Genomic DNA, 14,732 nt, shown 5'->3' with positions numbered 1-14,732 from the left:
TCTGAACGGGTTTAATTATATAGACCGATTGTTATAATTATTTGAAGGAAGTGGCTTTCGTTGAGTGAAAAGTCTAATGCTAGAGAGTCTATTGTCAGCACAGCAGCGAGACTGTTTTTTTCACAAGGATATCATGCGACCGGTCTGAATCAGATCATCAAAGAGAGTAGTACGCCGAAAGGGTCGTTGTATCATTATTTCCCGCATGGCAAGGAAGAGCTCGCGCACGAGTGTATTCAAAAAGCCAATGAACATATCCTGCAGACATTTGAGAAAACATTTGCAGCCAACGACAATACGGGGGATGCCATTCAGAGATTTATTCATGATTTGGCTCATGAAACAGAAGCAGCCGGGTTTACCGGATTTCTGCCATTCAGCTTCTGGGCAGCTGTGGAGACATCGTGTATTAGTCAGCAGTTGCGTATTGCATGTCAGGGTGTATTTGCAGATTGGCAGGATGTCATTAAGAAACATCTGATTCTGGATGGTGTTGGTGAAGAGAAGGCGCGGGAGACGGCACTTCTGATCATTTCTTTGATGGAGGGAGCACTGATTATCAGCCTGACGAATCAGGATAAACAGCCTCTGCTGACGGCTGCTGAGTATTTGTCGGTTGTGACGAAGAACGCCAAACAGATTCAATAATTTATACCAAGAGATAGAGAAAAAGAAAGTTCGATACGTTTGAGGAGGATGGGATCGTGGAGGTTTCCATGAAGGCTGATTCTGCACAGAATCAACAAGAAACAAAGCAATACAAGGTATTTCCGATTTTGTTCGCAATGCTGCTGAGCGGCTTTATTGGTCTGTTTGGAGAAACGGCATTAAACGTGGCATTGACGCCACTTATGGCTCTACTGGAAGTAGGTCCTACAACGATTCAATGGTTAACTACAGGTTACTTGCTTGTGTTGGGAATCCTGGTACCGGTATCCGGCATGCTGTTGCAGTGGTTTACCACAAGACAGCTGTTTACAACATCTTTGATTTTCTCGATTGCAGGAACATTTGTTGCTGCACTTGCACCTAGCTTCGAAATTCTGTTGGTGGCACGGGTACTACAGGCGATAGGTACAGCTCTGTTGTTGCCACTGATGTTTAACACCATATTGGTTATTTTCCCGATTGAAAAACGTGGCGCGGCCATGGGATTGATCGGTTTGGTTATCATGTTTGCACCAGCAAGCGGTCCGAGTATCTCCGGTCTGATTCTGGCTAATCTGAGCTGGCATTGGATCTTCTGGATCTCCTTGCCGTTCTTCCTGATCTCACTGGTATGCGGTTTGTTGTTCTTGCCTAATATTTCGAAATTGACCAAGCCCAAAATTGACGTACTGTCCATTATCCTTTCTACCTTTGGTTTTGGTGGTATCGTATACGGCTTCAGTAGCGCAGGGGGACACGGGGAAACTGGCGGAGGCTGGACAAGTCCGGTCGTTGTTGCCACTCTCGTTATTGGTGTGTTGTCCTTGCTGTTATTCAGTATCCGTCAGCTAAGAATGAAGCAGCCAATGATGGATCTGCGTGCATTCCGATATCCGATGTTCACGATTGGTCTGATCCTGATATTCATCTGTATGATGATGATGCTGTCATCCATGCTGATCCTGCCAATGTATCTGCAACAAGGTATGGCCGTTACCGCGTTAACTGCCGGACTGGTTCTATTGCCGGGCAGTTTGCTGAATGGTTTACTGTCTCCGGTTATGGGTCGACTGTTTGACAAGTTCGGTCCAAAGTGGCTTGTGATTATTGGTCTGACTATCGTAACGATTGTACTCTTCATGTACACTGGAATTACACCTACAACAACACTGGCGAAAATCATTACGCTGCATGTGTTCATGATGGTCGGAATCTCGATGATTATGATGCCTGCACAGACGAATGGTCTGAACCAATTGCCCCGTGAGTATTATCCTCACGGTACTGCCATCATGAATACGTTGCAACAGGTATCCGGAGCGATCGGTACGGCTGTTGCGGTAAGTATACTGAGCGCAGGACAATCCCGCTTTTTGAGCGGAGTGGCGAATCCGGAAAGTCCAGAAAATCAACTGGCAGGTTTCACGTCAGGTGTACAGAATGCTTTTGTATTCGCATTAGTTCTGTCGATTATCGGCCTGATTGCTTCACTCTTCGTGAAACGGGTCAAAGTAGGATCAACGCCAGGACAACAAGGTCCAATGCATTAATTCATTAAGTAACAATAATAATTAGATATTGTATAAGAGCGATGTCCCTTAACTCTAAGGGCGCATCGCTTTTTTTTGCGTATCTATCTTTTTTCGGTGTTGACGTGAAACGGGTTACAGCCATTAGAGTAAAAATGTAGCTGGAATACGGCGGTTTAAAGAATGAATTTCAGAGCAAATACTTCATGTTCCGGCAAAATTGTATATGTTCATACTAATATAAAAGGGTAATATAGAATGTATTAGTACAATTTTTAACCAATTCGAAAACGGTTTATATTTTATTTTCACTCAAGGAGACATCGTTATGATTATCATCAATCCCATTAGCAATAACATTGAAAAGATGCTGTTGCACTACGAAAAAAACGGCCATCTCACTCTACAGGCTTCGCTTATTAGTAATAGCTCCGTCGTATATAGATTGCAAAACTATTGTCTCAAGGTATATGCTTCACGTGCAAGATTGGATGGGGAGTTAGAAAGTGAGGCACTTAGGGCACTGCAGAGTAATTCTTATGCACCTAAATTGTATGCGTATTCACCAGGTGAGTACACCCTGACAGAGTGGATTGAAGCATTCAAACTGAAAGAGTACCGTGTGACATATGGACATATTCCTCCCAACTTGATATACGATATGTTTACGACGGAACTTCAGCAGATTCATGCTGGATATTGGGACTGGGATGTCATCCGATATGAGAATTTGCTATGGACGGAGACAGGTGATGTGAAAAGAACAGACTTTTGGTTGTGTGAACCTGTGAACTCCAGACGTGAGAGCTTATATAACCAGGTCATTCGAAGAATTGATAACATCTACAATGGCGATCGTACCGAAATGGAGGCGATGGAACAGTACTTTTATCGTCACCAGTTGACTGCATTAGAGATCGAACAAGCTTTCAGCGATTTCAGGTCCCAACGGCCAAGACTGGCGATAGCACAATAAATCTCATACTTAAAACCCCAAAGATATTAGAGATACCTTTGGGGTTTCTTTCATGATATAACATAGCCTTACTTTAGCAGAGTGTACGTTACTTCTTCACCAGGGCCAATATTTCATTCGCAACGAGGTCAGGGCGATATTGATGGATGTAATGATCGGTATCTTTAATGGTTACCTGTTTTGAATCATCTGACCAAGATTTGAATTCTGATTGTGATTTATCCCATTCGGGTTCACTTGCACCAAGGTAGTCAGCTGTCAGTATGGTGAGTGGAAACGGTAAGGTTTGCTTGTGATCTACGACCACTTTGGCATTGGCAGCTATTTCACGTAATTCATCCAACGTATTAACATTACCATAGTTGTGCAACAGCGCAGTTGTATCCAGTTTTTTCAGATCTTCGGGTACAAGTTTCAGTTCATTACGATTGGCATTGGAAGTTTCGACAACCAAGTCAGATTGCATGGAGAGACGGAATAGTCCGGTTTGGATACGGAATTTATTCGCAAAACCACCAATTGTGTCTGCCAAAGAGTCATCGTCATTTGAATAATATTCGGGGCTTCCGCCATCAATCATGACGATACCCTTGACGAGATCCGGGTATTTTTGTGCGAAACGGATGGTCTCCAGCGAGCCGAGTGAATGTCCAACCAATACATAAGGTGGCTTCTGTCCAGATACCTGCAACAATTCGTGTAATTCTTCAGCTACGGTATCGACATCACGTTTCTTATCGGTCTGATCACTGTATCCATAGCCAAATCGATCATATACAGCGAATTTTGTGTTTGGAGCAAGCTTTTCATATAATGGATAATAATCTACATAGGGATTAGCGGTCCCCCAGCCAGAGGCGAGTACAACCGTTACATCGCCTTCTCCGCCAGTATATAGATGCATATTGTCTCCATGTACTTTGTAGAGCTTTCCAGGAGGTACGAGCATTTTTACATCCTGCCTTACCCCTATTTGTTGGTAGATCACGCCTGTACCCAGAAGCAACAGAATTACCGCGAGGTCAAATATCAAAAACTTAACTAATCTTTTACGCCATTTCTTCATGTTCTCTCACATACTCTCCATGTATTTTCTCTATCATATATGCCCAATCTTATAGGAGAGAAAACAGAGTCTTAATTCTATCTTAATTGAGTTTATTTCTGATCAAGGGAGAAGGGCGTGTTCTAGTGAAAATTGTATATCAACGGCCAATGAATTAATATATAGCTACGATATAAGTTGAACTAAAGAATATTTACACTGCTCACTCCGATGACAGAATAACCTTCCGATCGCTGTTATCCCCAGATTTTTTTGATTCACTTTTATAACGGTGATAATCTGGTGATAAAGGCGAGTTTATGCTTACGAAGCAGCTTTCCCCAGAAAGCTTTTAGCTCCGCTTCTTTAGGCTATTTCTGTCCTCTACGTTCTAGTGTCAATGTATAGTTCAACTGATATAGTTGATATATCTTAATCAAAAGTTGAATCACAGATTGATTATATAGAACAGAAGGTATGTATAATGACAAAATACGAAAATCAGCTCCCGACATCAGCCGGTATGAACTTCAAGTCCCTAATCAGTATATTGAGAGATTCCATGCGTGGCAATGTAGAGCGGAGGCCATCAGGCACGATGCCCATGGAGGTATGTGAACCTGCAGACTCATTCAGTGCTTCCGATAATTCGCAGGTTACATGGTTTGGCCATTCAGCCTTTTTCCTTGAAATTGAAGGGCACAGGTTGCTCTTTGATCCGATGCTGGGCAATCGTCCATCCCCTGTATCCTGGGTGGGTACCAAACGTTACAGCACGAATCTACCGATTCAGCCGGAGGATTTCCCGGTTCTGGATGCAATCATTATATCGCATGACCATTATGATCATCTGGATTATAACTCCATCCGCAGATTGAAGGATAAAACAAAGCGATTTATCGTACCGCTTGGGGTACGTCGAAGGCTAATTCAACTGGGTGTGCCTTCGGAACAGATTACAGAGCATAACTGGTGGGATGAGTTTACGTTCAAAGGTCTAACATTTGCTTGTACACCAGCAAGACATTTTTCGGGCAGAGGATTATTCGACCGTAATTCTACCTTATGGTGTTCGTGGGTTATCGCTGGACAACATACAAAGGTGTTCTTTAGTGGTGACAGCGGATACGGTCCTCATTTCAAGGAAATTGGCAGTAAATACGGTCCATTTGACCTCACCTTGATGGAATGTGGGCAATATGACGAGCGGTGGTCCAACATTCACATGATGCCGGAAGAAACGGTGCAAGCACACTTGGATGTAAAGGGGAAGTTGCTTATCCCGATTCATTGGGCCGCATTTACGCTGGCCTATCATGCCTGGAATGAACCAGTCGAACGAATTACGAAGGCTGGACATGCCTTGCAAGTTAAGATTGCAACACCCAAAATCGGCGAAAAGGTTGTGCTTCATACGGAGGATTACCCTACACATCCATGGTGGAGACCGGAATTGGGATGAAAAAATAAAAGCGTTCAGCTCATCGAATGAGTGGACGCTTTTTCTATTACATTTTACATCAGGATTGATAGTGCACTGTAAATTAACAACATACCCATTACGATATTAACAGGACGCTCGTATTTTAATAGAAAGCTCTGGAATAACATGCCACCGAACGCCCAGGTCATATTGGCACTAATGCCGATGAAGGTGAGCAGTAAGGAAAATACGATTAATTGAACATGGGACTGCCCAAGAGGCAGAACAAAAACGGATATGGCAGTAAGCCCATACAGAATGACTTTGGGATTGATAAATTGCAGGGTGAACCCAAATAGAAATGAATAATGATTGACCTTGTTTTCTTGCGCATCTGCAGGTTTACTTCGCATGATTTTGAACGCCAGATATAGCATGTACACACATCCTAACACGTTCAAGACGGGTGTGATCTTGGGAATATATTGATGAAGAATAAGGTTGAAATAACTGGACAGAAACATAATTAGCAGGCAGCCGGCTGCAACTCCACTAATAAACGGAAGGGTCTTGCGAAACCCTTGATTTTTTGCATGCGTCATGGAAATGATGTTGTTGGGTCCGGGTGTAAATGAAGCGATGATTGCATAGGTCACTAAAGGTATAATGTTCATGGTTCCTCCACGTCATCTTAGTTGTGTGATATAATGACCTGAAATGTACGTTATAGCGTACGGTCTTTATTATTGTACAACATGTGCGTTATATAGCACAACATAATTATAAAATGAGGAGGATGGATTTTGAAAAACATTAATAGTATTCTTGCTCAGAACCTGAAACAGCTTAGGGAACAAAGAAAGCTTAGTCTGGACAAGGTCGCCGAAATGTCTGGTATTAGCAAGACCATGCTTGGTCAGATTGAACGTGGCGAATCCAATCCCTCCATTGCAACCGTATGGAAGATTGCTAATGGCCTGAAAACTTCCTTCACTGCTTTGATTCACGAGCCGAAGTCAGATACGACCGTTGTAACGGGCGATGATATTCAAGTATTGATGGAGGATGAGGGAAGGGTTCGGATTTATCCGCATTTTCCTTTTGAAGAGGGTCGTCGGTTTGAAATATATATGATGGAGATGGACCCCAAGTCTGAGTTGAAAGCTGAACCGCATATCGAAGGTACGGAAGAATTTATTACTGTTTTTGAAGGGGAAGTTACGATTCGGGTAGGGACGGAAGAATATACGGTGAACCAAGGGGAGTCAATTCGTTTTGGAGCGGACAAGCCTCATGCCTATGTTAACTCCGGTGCTAAGGAGAGCAAATTCAACATGGTCATCCATTATTCGAAGTGACAATAAAGCAGCCTGATGTAATGAACTGCAACGCCGCTGTTAGTTGTCTCTAACAAATGGGGTGCAGTTCGATACATTAGCTGCTTTATGATGTGTGCACTATGGAGCCCAACCGCTTGCGATTGGGGACTCTAAGTTAAGGCTTTTCTTTGGCCTGACGCTGGATTTCCTTGGTTGTTAATGCTTTATCATACACTCTTACGTCATCCAGACTGCCTTTGTAGAACGGATCAGCCGCATAACGACTCTTGCCCACATAAGCTTCCGTTACCTTTAGATCTTTCGGGTTAAAAGTAATCTCAGAGCTGCTTGTAACCGATGTACCATTCACATATAGAGTACCCACATCACCCTGAAGGGTTACAGCCACATGAACCCACGCTTTGGAAGGCAGTGGATTTGCTGCAATCAGGCTCTGATCCCGTCCCTCATTATGAATGGTGAATTGCAATGCCCCATTATGTTGGGAGGGAGTAAGGAACATATGCCTCGTCAAGCCATTTCCAAAGTCGAAAATACGCTGCCAGGACCCGCCGCCGTCCCAATTGACCCAAGCGCTAAACGTGAAATCCGTTGTATCTGTAATGAGTCCAGGTAACTGTATGAAACTGTCTGTCCCATTAAATGTGGCAGCCTGATTTTTGCCACCGGCAGCAGAACTGACCACGTTAAAGGCTTGTCCGTGATATTCGTTTTTACTGGAATCCTGTGCGACTTTGGCAAGTTTTTTGTGTTCAAAAGTATACTCCCCGAGCAACGGGCTTACCGCTTGCTGTGGAATGATAACGTTAAACGTTTTGGAGCTTACCGCAGTTCCTTTACGAATCGTTGCGGTTAATTTTACTTTGGCATCGCCCTTACCAGCACGTGGTCGCTGCACTGCACCTGTAGCGGATAGAGCCGAAGTGTTGGAGCTTTTCCACGTAATGTCTGCATCACTTGTTCCCTTGGTAGGCAGAGACAGATTAAAGAACACTTGATCCGTATTGCTAATGCTCAGATCCTTTTTCACCGCATCTACAATGTCTTGATCACTCCGTTCAACACCTTGACTTCCCCAGATGGCTATCCCGGAGGAGGAGAGGGCGCTAAAGGTCAGAACCGTACTTTGAGATTCCGAATTCCATTCATGTGTGAAAACGCCTTTGTACAAAACGTTATTCGAAGTGATCTGAACCTTGTTGTCTGCACCAAGACTCCACGTTCCTGTCACGGCACCATGAATCTGCCCATCTACCGTGAACTGAACGGTCTGGGATGGCTTGATGTCCGCCGTGATGTCCTTACCATGATTCACCCATTGGTACTGACCGGCGATCTCCTGAGTTGTCAGTTGCGTGGTATCTTCTCCCAAAGCCGCATAGCGATATGGAGAAACAACGGGCCAACCATCTGCATTCATATGCATCTCATGTACGCGAACTTCATGTTCTTCGCCACGCCCTGGAAAGCGGGTATGGAAGATGAGAAATTGTTTGCCAGTCTCCGGATCAACATAAGCAGAGTTATGCCCTGGCGATACATAGCCGCTACCTAGGCCTGTGCCCGGATCACCGATCTGTCTCTCGAACAGGAAGTTCCCCATCAATTTGACTCCAAATGGCTCAATAGAACGATCATCAAACAACGGTTTATCCTTGTCCGCTTTAACGTTGATCATATCGTTTCCTTCCGCATCGAGGAAAGGTCCATCCGGTGTTTGGGAGCGAGCAACACGAATGTTGTATCCTCCATCAGCACCTAGTCCACCGTAAGACAGGTACAGATAATAATAATCGGTTTCGGGACTGTAGAGCATATAAGGTGCTTCAATACGACTATGATTGCCTCCGGTCAGCTTTTTGCCATAACCTTGATTTGGCAGTGGTTCACCTGTCGTTGCATCCATCTCCAGAATGAAAATCCCTCCGGAATATGAGCCATACACCATCCATAACTTGCCGTTTTTATCATAAAAGACATCAGGATCAACCACATTGGGATGAATCGTTGCATCGTAAATGGTACCATCCTCACTGATCTGATCCCACATGCCGGATTTCAACAGAATGCCTTGATCCTTATAAGGGCCTTCGATATTGTCTGCGACAGCAATGCCGAGCGCTGATCGCGGGGAGTCCCCTTTACAAGCATTGTAGTACATATAAAATTTGCCGTCCGCGAGTTGAATGACATCTGCTGCCCATAACGTATCCGTCTGCGCCCACTCTAACGCTTCAGCGAATTCCTTGGTTACATTGGGGACAACAGGATTGTTATCTGTAACGCCGGAGGCGACGAGATCCCAGTTCAAAAAGTCTTTGGACTTGGCTACTTGCAGGTGTGAACCAAAAATATAAAACGTATCATCCACCTTAATGACGGAAGGGTCATGCACAGAAACATTTTTGAATGATGGAGCAGGAGTTGCGATAGTTGTGGTGGAAGTCTGCGAGTTACCCACGGGTGCCTCTGAACCATTTGCGAACACCGAGACCGGTGCCAAAGTTGTTGCAGTAAGTAATGTGGTGCTTAGTACAGAAATGTTAAGTACGCGTACCCAATAACGTTTCATACGTTTCCCCTTTCCTATTTCCCGGAATGAAAAATAACCCGATACTTGGCAACACACGATATAAGGTTCGGCAGACCTCCTTTGGGTATTTCATTATATCAAGCGCTTTCATTTGTTATATTATCAATTGTTTTATATGTTTGTAAACCATAAATGTAATGTTTATAAGACTAAAATGAATAAATAAAGAGAGACGGAAAGAGCTCATAAACCTTCTAAGATTCAAATAAACCAGTCATCTTTCTCAAATTTAGGATTGAAATTAGGTTATGTGATGGGATATTATTACGTTTAGATTAGGTATTTAATTATTTATCAATCATTTTAAACTTATACGAATTAAAGGTGAGTATTCTTTAACGACAATTCCCAACTACATAGGAGGTAAGAACATGACCACATATCAAAATCAATTAATTGCACAATACAAGTTTGAAGATACCGTTCAGATCGGGAAGGACAGCTCGGGTAAGGGACATGATGGTATAGCCAAAGGTGAGATTCGACCTGTGATATCCGAGTTGAAAGGCAGAACGGCGGTGACTTTCAACGGGGGAGCGAATGGAACCTCTTATCTGCAATTACCCTCGAATCTGCTTCAGGATGTAAGCGATAACACTGGAGTTACTATTGCCACTTGGGTATTTCTCGGCAAAGGGTCCAATGTGTGGGAACGCATTTTTGACTTTGGCAAAGGCGAGAAGGGGCCGTATATGTTTCTGACGCGTCAGCTTCTGGGTACGTTAAATGCCGGCGATAATCTGGTTGTACACCCAAGTCGAGGAGTTGCAAGTGGAGAATGGCTGCATATTGCACTCTCTGTGGCAGGCAGCCAAGGGGGGACGTTGAGCAGTGCGGGTCCGATTGTGTATGTGAACGGGGAGAAGGCCGCAGACGGTTCGATCAGTCAGACGTCCAGTGGCAATTATGCCAAACTGCGCGAATGGTTTGATTCTTTCACCGATCCTGAGAACTATAGCCAGAATTATATTGCACGTTCCCAGTATGCAGCGGATGTAGATTTTGCAGGTTCGTTATCCGACTTTCGGATCTATGGGGCAGCGCTCACCATGGATGAAGTCATTGAAGTGATGTGTGAGTCACTGACAGATGAAGCGATTGTGAAGCTTGCCGCAGACAAGTACTTGTCCTTCCCCAACCGAATCATCACCAAAGATGTGTCACTGCCTGCAGATTTGTTGGGTGGTAAAGTCACGGTGAATTGGAGTTCAAGTGAGCCGGAAGTCTTGTCCGAGAACGGAAAAGTTCAGGTAATCACATCGGCACAAGAAGTTACGCTGCGTGCGCTTCTGACAAAAGGTGAAAGCAAGCTGAGCCAAAGCTTTGACGTGTCTGTTGTACCAGCGCATGTCCCGCCTTATACGGTCACTATCCATGGAGATCAGATGGTGGCTGATATCAGTGAAGTGATGTATGGTTTGTTCTACGAGGATATTAATAACGCGGCAGATGGCGGTATCTATGCGGAGCTTGTTCAGAATCGATCATTTGAATCCTTTGCATTTGACACATATTCACATGACTCAGGGGAATGTGGTTGTTCGACAGGTCGAAATCGTGAACCTTTGTTTGCCTGGTCAGGTGATACGGAGAAAATGTTCGTACAGCATACGAATGGACTGAACGTTCACTTTAACGTGCAAGACCCTGAAGTAAATGCTTATTATGTAACGGTTCAGGATGGGGCAACGATTCAAAATCGTGGATTCTCAGACTCCAACCAGCATTGTGCCATGTCCATCAAGCAGGGTGAGGCGTATGATTTTACCGTATGGGCAAAAGCAGCATCGGCAGGAACGATTACTGTTCAATTGCAGGATGGAAGTGACATTTCCATCAGTGATTCGGTAACGCTGCATGTTGAGGGCGGGAACACATGGAAAAAATACGGCTTGTCCCTGACCGGAACGGAGACTGTACTTGGTCAACTGGCACTTACGTTTGCAGGTGACATCTCCGTCGATATGGTCTCCTTGGTGCCTCGGAATGTATGGGGAGCTGATCCGACAGAAGAAGGAATATCCGCTACAGCACATGCCAACTACACAGGTAATCCAAACTATCGATTGAGAAAAGATCTAATTCAGGCACTCGCAGATCTGCATCCGAAGTTCCTGCGTTTTCCGGGAGGATGTATCTCGGAAGGGTCCTTTATATGGGACAACGTATACGATTGGAAGGATTCTGTGGGACCTGTTGAGCTGCGTAAAGAGAATTATAATGTCTGGGGTTACATGATGACGATGGGCCTCGGTTATATGGAGTACTTCCAACTGGCGGAAGATCTGAATGCCGCTCCGGTTCCAGTCATGGCTTGCGGTGTGTTGTGTCAGGCACGCTCGGATTATGCTCACCCTGCGGGTGGCGCTTTAAGGGATTATTATATCCGCAACTTTACAGATCTGATTGACTTTGCGCTCAGTACAGACTTTGAACACAACGAATGGGCGGCTGTACGAAGCCAGATGGGCCATCCTGAACCGTTTGATCTTCGTTATCTGGGTGTAGGTAATGAGAACTGGGGCAATGAATTTTTTGCCAACTTCGAAGTATTCAAACGTTCAATAGATGAGTACATGAAACAGAACTATCCTGATCATGAGCTGCACATTATCTCGACGGTTGGTGCTCAGGCGGATGATGATGCGTACCAGGAAGGATGGAAGTTCCTTAGTGGGAACCTCACCGGGTCAGCTCAGGTTGCTTTTGCAGATGGTGCTGAGGTGATTGAGGAGACCGTAACCTGGTATGAGAATCAGGACAATTACATGGACACCATCGCAGATGAGCACTACTACCGCTCCAATGAATATTTGCTGAACAACGTAGATCGATACAACTATTATGACCGGGCTTATCTTGAAGACGGAAGTATCGATTGGAAAAAAACATCCAAAGTATTTGTTGGAGAATATGCTTCCACGGACAAAAACACGCTGGCAGGAGCGGTCGCAGAAGCTGCGATCATGACTGGGTTTGAAAATAATGCAGATGTTGTTCGTTTGGCTGCCTATGCGCCATTGTTCAACAAAGTACTAACGGACGGTACTTACCGCTGGACGCCAGACTGCATCTGGTTTGATGATGAAACAGTATGGTATACACCGAATTATTATGTACAGCAGCTTTTTGCAAAACATGTAGGAAATCAGGTACTTGAAACTTCGTTCTCCACCTATAGCAAAGGCAAACCGTTGAATCTCATTCCGCGTGGCGGCATCGAGATTGCAACAGGTCATGCAGACATCGTGGTGAAACGAGTTACAGTGACGTCCAATGTGGATGGCACCATACTGCTAGATGAAGATTTCAGGGAACGTACACAGCCTAGTGAGGCATGGAGACAGATTCCCGGATCGGAAGGATACACGTTAACCGCAGGAAGAGGGCTCATCTTGAACGCACAAGTAAGTGGATTAAATGGAGTGTACCTGCTGAATGACGAATGGACCAATTACCAAGTTCACGTTGAGGCTGAAAGAATTTCAGGTGAGGATGGTTTTTACATCGGTGTGGGACTGACGGATATCTCACCGGAGAACAAGGATGTCATCGAGTACGCAATCAGTTACGGGGGAAATGCCACGGGAGTGAAGGTGTACAAACAAGGGATCGAAGGTTACACATTAGGAGATTATTCATCGAGTTCAGCAGCAGGTAACCTAAGAGCGGCCAACTATGAACCACTCGAGAATGGGACCGATTATACGATTACGGTTAACTATGGTGGGGACACAGGAAAGAATCTGATCTGCTCCTATACAGATGGTCACAATACCAGCAAAGTTCTGGATTACAAGCTGGAAGCTTACAACCGGGAAGTATTCCACTCTGTTACGAAAGATGAACGTTATGTGTATGTGAAACTGGTCAATGCAGATGGTGTGGATAAATCAACCCGGATTTGCCTTCAGGATCTGAAGGTGGATGCTTCAGCCAGATTGATCACACTTACTGGAGAAGATCATTTGGTGCATATTCCAAATGTGAATCAGAAGAATGATGAGAAAGTGATTCCCCAAGAACAGGAGATCACACTGTCCGGGACATCGGTGGTCGTTAACTTAACAGCTCATTCAGTGAATGTATTAGTTATGGAGATTCTGAATTAAATTCATATCATGAACAAGAGACCGCGATTATCGCGGTTTTTTGGCGTTCCAGTGCAGAGGGTCAACAAAAGATACCCAAAGTAAATAGCCCACACTATTGCGGTGATCTGGCTGCTCCTATAATTAACGTTGAAGGAGGAGTCAGCTATGCGTTCCAACTACAAACAATTTATCCGAAACGTTCCACTTCATCTCATGATTCTGCCTGGACTGCTCATTATTATTGTATTCGGTTACATTCCGATGGCGGGGCTCTCTATTGCCTTTCAGAATTTCTCTCCCATTGCCGGATTCAAAAATATGAATTGGGTGGGTTTGGACAATTTCAGGTATCTGTTCGATCTGCCGGGGTTCTCGCAGGTTGTATGGAATACGGTATTTATATCAACGATGAAAATTGTGTCCGGCTTGGTGATCCCGGTGCTTGTAGCCTTATTGCTCAACGAGGTTCGCAAGACAGGATTTAAGCGAACGATTCAGACGGTAATCTATATGCCTCACTTTTTCTCATGGGTTATTCTGGCGGGAATCATCGTGGATGTGTTATCTCCAAGCACCGGGATCGTTAATATGTTGCTGAAAGCCGTGGGCATTGACCCAATTCAATTCCTGGCCAGTAATGAGTGGTTCCCTTACATACTAGTCATCACAGACCAATGGAAAGAATTCGGATTTGGTACGATTATCTATCTGGCTGCCCTCACGAATATTGATAAGTCTCTATATGAGGCCTCTGTTATGGATGGTGCGGGAAGATGGAAACAGACATGGCATATCACACTGCCAGGCATTCGCCCGATCGTCATTTTGATGGTAACGCTTAGTCTGGGGAATGTACTCAACGGTGGCTTTGACCAAGTATTTAACCTCTATAACCCACTGGTATATGAGTCAGGAGATATTTTGGATACGATGATCTACCGGATCGGATTGCAAGATGCACAGTATTCCGTCTCGACAGCGTTGGGTCTGATCAAATCTGTCGTGTCCTTCATATTTATCGGACTTGGTTATTTCTTGGCCTATCGGTTCGCGAATTATCGGATATTCTAGAAAGGAGGCAGAA

Annotated in this window: 10 protein-coding genes; 7 read left to right on the top strand and 3 right to left on the bottom strand. The window is 44.5% G+C overall.

Annotated elements, in window-relative coordinates; genetic code table 11:
* The first annotated feature begins 60 nt into the window (after window positions 1-60).
* The 3 genes from MKY87_RS30665 (at window position 61) to MKY87_RS30655 (ending at window position 3,153) form a co-directional block, all read left to right on the top strand.
* Window positions 61-648 (top strand): TetR/AcrR family transcriptional regulator, encoded by a 588-nt coding sequence (locus tag MKY87_RS30665; RefSeq protein WP_340967785.1) that lies wholly within the window; start codon window positions 61-63, stop codon window positions 646-648.
* 68 nt (window positions 649-716) lie between these two features.
* The gene (locus MKY87_RS30660; RefSeq protein ID WP_340967796.1) at window positions 717-2,198 is read left to right on the top strand and encodes a DHA2 family efflux MFS transporter permease subunit; all 1,482 of its coding nucleotides are present in this window, start codon (window positions 717-719) and stop codon (window positions 2,196-2,198) included.
* Window positions 2,199-2,505: 307 nt separating this feature from the next.
* The gene (locus MKY87_RS30655) at window positions 2,506-3,153 is read left to right on the top strand and encodes a hypothetical protein (RefSeq protein ID WP_036608371.1); all 648 of its coding nucleotides are present in this window, start codon (window positions 2,506-2,508) and stop codon (window positions 3,151-3,153) included.
* An 88-nt stretch (window positions 3,154-3,241) separates the two neighbouring features.
* On the opposite strand, the gene MKY87_RS30650 is transcribed toward MKY87_RS30655, so the two are convergent.
* Window positions 3,242-4,219 carry an alpha/beta fold hydrolase gene (locus MKY87_RS30650; protein ID WP_340032887.1) on the bottom strand — a complete coding sequence of 326 codons (978 nt, stop codon included), beginning with the start codon at window positions 4,217-4,219 and terminating at the stop codon, window positions 3,242-3,244.
* A gap of 463 nt (window positions 4,220-4,682) precedes the next feature.
* On the opposite strand from MKY87_RS30650, the gene MKY87_RS30645 reads away from it, so the two are divergent.
* Complete coding sequence (locus tag MKY87_RS30645; RefSeq protein WP_339784080.1) at window positions 4,683-5,660, top strand: MBL fold metallo-hydrolase; 978 nt, start codon at window positions 4,683-4,685, stop codon at window positions 5,658-5,660.
* A 53-nt stretch (window positions 5,661-5,713) separates the two neighbouring features.
* Here the strand turns inward: MKY87_RS30645 and MKY87_RS30640 are convergent, their stop codons facing one another.
* Window positions 5,714-6,295, bottom strand: coding sequence for a LysE family transporter (locus MKY87_RS30640; protein WP_339784079.1), 582 nt, complete (start codon window positions 6,293-6,295; stop codon window positions 5,714-5,716).
* A 129-nt stretch (window positions 6,296-6,424) separates the two neighbouring features.
* Here MKY87_RS30640 and MKY87_RS30635 point away from each other — a divergent pair, with 129 nt between their 5' ends.
* A complete protein-coding gene (locus MKY87_RS30635; protein WP_338594434.1) occupies window positions 6,425-6,979 on the top strand; it encodes a helix-turn-helix domain-containing protein in 555 nt (184 codons plus the stop codon).
* Window positions 6,980-7,115: 136 nt separating this feature from the next.
* Here the strand turns inward: MKY87_RS30635 and MKY87_RS30630 are convergent, their stop codons facing one another.
* On the bottom strand, window positions 7,116-9,533 hold the full coding sequence (locus tag MKY87_RS30630; protein ID WP_340967784.1) for a family 43 glycosylhydrolase: 2,418 nt from the start codon (window positions 9,531-9,533) through the stop codon (window positions 7,116-7,118).
* A gap of 392 nt (window positions 9,534-9,925) precedes the next feature.
* On the opposite strand from MKY87_RS30630, the gene MKY87_RS30625 reads away from it, so the two are divergent.
* Together MKY87_RS30625 and MKY87_RS30620 are read left to right on the top strand one after the other, a co-directional pair.
* Window positions 9,926-13,666, top strand: a complete 3,741-nt coding sequence (locus MKY87_RS30625; protein WP_340967783.1) for an alpha-L-arabinofuranosidase C-terminal domain-containing protein — start codon at window positions 9,926-9,928, stop codon at window positions 13,664-13,666.
* A gap of 147 nt (window positions 13,667-13,813) precedes the next feature.
* Window positions 13,814-14,719, top strand: a complete 906-nt coding sequence (locus tag MKY87_RS30620) for an ABC transporter permease (protein ID WP_047842804.1) — start codon at window positions 13,814-13,816, stop codon at window positions 14,717-14,719.
* The last annotated feature ends 13 nt before the right edge of the window (window positions 14,720-14,732 follow it).

Origin of the sequence: Paenibacillus sp. FSL R7-0198 (assembly GCF_038000415.1) — a bacterium.
Lineage (GTDB): Bacteria > Bacillota > Bacilli > Paenibacillales > Paenibacillaceae > Paenibacillus.
This window is presented reverse-complemented; position numbering and strand designations above follow the sequence as displayed.

Bases quoted from the DNA above. Each gene is read 5' to 3' on its own strand.
- MKY87_RS30660 (WP_340967796.1), top strand. From the start codon at position 717: ATGAAGGCTGATTCTGCACAGAATCAACAAGAAACAAAGCAATACAAG.
- MKY87_RS30655 (WP_036608371.1), top strand. From the start codon at position 2,506: ATGATTATCATCAATCCCATTAGCAATAACATTGAAAAGATGCTGTTG.
- MKY87_RS30650 (WP_340032887.1), bottom strand. From the start codon at position 4,219: ATGAAGAAATGGCGTAAAAGATTAGTTAAGTTTTTGATATTTGACCTC.
- MKY87_RS30645 (WP_339784080.1), top strand. From the start codon at position 4,683: ATGACAAAATACGAAAATCAGCTCCCGACATCAGCCGGTATGAACTTC.
- MKY87_RS30640 (WP_339784079.1), bottom strand. From the start codon at position 6,295: ATGAACATTATACCTTTAGTGACCTATGCAATCATCGCTTCATTTACA.
- MKY87_RS30630 (WP_340967784.1), bottom strand. From the start codon at position 9,533: ATGAAACGTTATTGGGTACGCGTACTTAACATTTCTGTACTAAGCACC.
- MKY87_RS30625 (WP_340967783.1), top strand. From the start codon at position 9,926: ATGACCACATATCAAAATCAATTAATTGCACAATACAAGTTTGAAGAT.
- MKY87_RS30620 (WP_047842804.1), top strand. From the start codon at position 13,814: ATGCGTTCCAACTACAAACAATTTATCCGAAACGTTCCACTTCATCTC.